The organism is Tritonibacter horizontis (assembly GCF_001518015.1).
Taxonomy (GTDB): Bacteria; Pseudomonadota; Alphaproteobacteria; order Rhodobacterales; family Rhodobacteraceae; genus Epibacterium; species Epibacterium horizontis.
Map to the genome: position 1 here is coordinate 1 of NZ_LPUY01000119.1, position 2,616 is coordinate 2,616.

General features: G+C 63.2%; 3 protein-coding genes. 1 reads left to right on the top strand and 2 read right to left on the bottom strand.

The window, feature by feature from the left end:
* Positions 1-49: 49 nt before the first annotated feature.
* Positions 50-679 carry a 3-oxoacid CoA-transferase subunit B gene (locus TRIHO_RS20150; protein WP_068248103.1) on the bottom strand — a complete coding sequence of 210 codons (630 nt, stop codon included), beginning with the start codon at positions 677-679 and terminating at the stop codon, positions 50-52.
* Positions 680-682: 3 nt separating this feature from the next.
* Complete coding sequence (locus TRIHO_RS20155) at positions 683-1,387, bottom strand: CoA transferase subunit A (RefSeq protein ID WP_068248105.1); 705 nt, start codon at positions 1,385-1,387, stop codon at positions 683-685.
* Positions 1,388-1,534: 147 nt separating this feature from the next.
* Between TRIHO_RS20155 and TRIHO_RS20160 the strand changes: the two genes are divergently transcribed.
* Positions 1,535-2,392: a hypothetical protein gene (locus tag TRIHO_RS20160; protein WP_068248111.1), complete on the top strand. Its 858-nt coding sequence runs from the start codon at positions 1,535-1,537 to the stop codon at positions 2,390-2,392.
* Positions 2,393-2,616: the final 224 nt, after the last annotated feature.

Consider the following 2,616-nt stretch of genomic DNA (forward strand, 5'->3'; position numbering starts at 1 on the left):
CGCCCGCAGCGCCCCCGCCTGTACTTCAGATCAGGACAAGGTGGCCGGATCAGTTGACGATGGTCGCTTCGGTCGCGGTGCGAAGCTCGTCTTCGCTGACGCCTTCTGCGGTCTCGACAATCTTCAGGCCGCCCTCGACAACATCAAGAACACCGAGATTGGTAATGATGCGATCCACGACACCGGTTCCGGTCAGGGGCAGGGTGCATGCCTTGAGCACCTTGGACTGGCCGTGTTTGTTGGCGTGGTCCATGACCACCACGACACGGCCGACGCCCGCAACGAGATCCATGGCACCGCCCATGCCCTTGACCAGCTTGCCGGGGATCATCCAGTTGGCCAGATCGCCGTTTTCGGCAACCTCCATCGCGCCGAGGATCGCCATGGCGATCTTGCCCCCCCGGATCATCGCAAAGCTTTGGGCCGAGTCGAAATAGGCCGTATGCGGCAGTTCCGTGATGGTCTGCTTGCCGGCGTTGATCAGGTCGGGGTCTTCCTCGCCGTCAATCGGGAAGGGACCCATGCCCAGCATGCCATTTTCCGATTGCAGCGTTACTGACATGCCGTCGGGGATGTAGTTCGACACCAGCGTCGGGATGCCGATGCCGAGGTTCACGTACCAGCCGTCTTGCAGTTCCTGGGCGGCGCGTGCCGCCATCTGATTGCGGTCCCAAGCCATGGATCAGGCCTCCTCTTTCTGGCGCACGGTGCGCTGTTCGATGCGCTTTTCGTGTTCACCCTGGATCAGACGGTGCACATAGATGCCGGGCAGGTGGATGGCATCGGGATCAAGGCTGCCGGCCGGCACGATTTCTTCGACCTCGGCAACGCAGATCTTGCCGCAGGTTGCAGCGGGGGCGTTGAAATTCCGCGCGGTCTTGCGGAACACCAGGTTGCCGGTCTCATCCGCTTTCCAGGCCTTCACGATCGCGAGGTCGGCAAAGATGCCTTCTTCGAGGATATAGGTCTCGCCGTTGAAATCCTTGTGTTCTTTGCCCTCGGCGATCTGGGTGCCAACGCCGGTCTTGGTGTAAAAGCCGGGGATGCCCGCCCCGCCGGCGCGCATGCGTTCGGCCAGGGTGCCTTGGGGATTGAACTCCAGTTCCAACTCGCCGGACAGATACTGGCGCATGAATTCGGCATTCTCGCCCACGTAGGAGGACATCATTTTCTTGACCTGTTTGGTCTGCAGCAGGATGCCGATGCCAAAGTCATCGACGCCGGCGTTGTTGGACGCAAAGGTCAGGTTCTGCGTGCCCGCCTGCTTGATCGCCTCCAGCAGGATCTCGGGGATACCACAGAGGCCAAAGCCGCCTGCGGCGATGGTCATGCCGTCGAACAGCACTCCTTCGAGGGCCTCCGCAGCTGTACCGTATACTTTTTTCATGGAATTCTCCCTTCCATTTCCTCTGGGTCAAGCTAATCGCCTCTGCCGCTATGTCGAGTCAACGGATACGGAAGCGACCACGTATTTCTACCGAGGGGCTCGCCGAGATCACAAAAGAGCCGGATCACAGGCGTCGAGTGCGCTGCGGTGCTGCGGATTGGGGAGGGAGGAAGGCCCTGCGGCGGAACGCCAAGCGCCGCGCGTGAGCTGCTGGTCAGCGCCGACACCTCGCCCGATGGCGATCTGTCGCGCCTGATGGCGGCGGCAAATGACCGTTTGAGCGACGAAGATGCCACCTCGTCGCGCGAGACCTATAATCAGCTGCGTGCCGCAGTTGCCGCCGCGCAGGCGGACAGCGGCGATGATGAAGCCCGGCGCGAAGCGCGAACCCGCGCCTTTCGCGAAGACCTGGCCAGCGTCGTGCGTCCCCGACGCGCTGACGGGGCCGGGAGCGATGACACAGCGACGCCCGCCACGTCACAGCCGCGCCCTGCGCCGCTGAAGCTTGTGGCAGAACAGCGCATTGATGCGCGGCCAGCGGCCAGCGAAACCGCATCGGCGCGGCCTGCGCCTGCCTCGGCAGCCTCAATCCGGTCAGAGGAGGCCGCGGCCGCCCCCGGACCCGCCGCGCCTGCCACCCCCGTGCGCCCGCGGCGTGTCGCAAGCGCGCTGCTGCAGGATGAAAGCACCGAATCGGGTCTGCCCCGCAGCGAGGACGGCGCGTTTGATGCCTATGCGGCAGAGACCGGTGCCGTCGAATTGCAGGAACTGCTCGAAGCGGCGGCCTCTTATCTCAGCTTTGTCGAGGGCCGTGAGAGTTTCTCTCGTCCGCAATTGATCAACAAGGTGCGGATGCTGGAAGGTCACGAGAGCTTCAACCGGGAAGACAGCCTGCGGTCCTTCGGTCAGCTATTGCGCGAAGGGAAGCTGAAAAAAGCCTCCAACGGCCGCTTCTCGGTCTCATCGCAGATCGGTTTCAAACCGGAGAATCGCGCTGCGGGCTAGGCGGCTTTGGGCAACGCGATGCCGCAGCAACAAGCGCCGCCGCAGAGGCCTGGAGGCAAATTGCCCCGCCCAATGGGCACGGACGAAACGATCCCAAAACACCGCTCGGTTTCGGGCGGTGTTTTTCTGTGCGCCCGCTGAAAAATTGACCCACGCATGAGACAACAGAGCGGTTTCGCTTCGGGCCATGCCCGAAGCGACCGGCGCCGCGCCCCCAGCGGGGG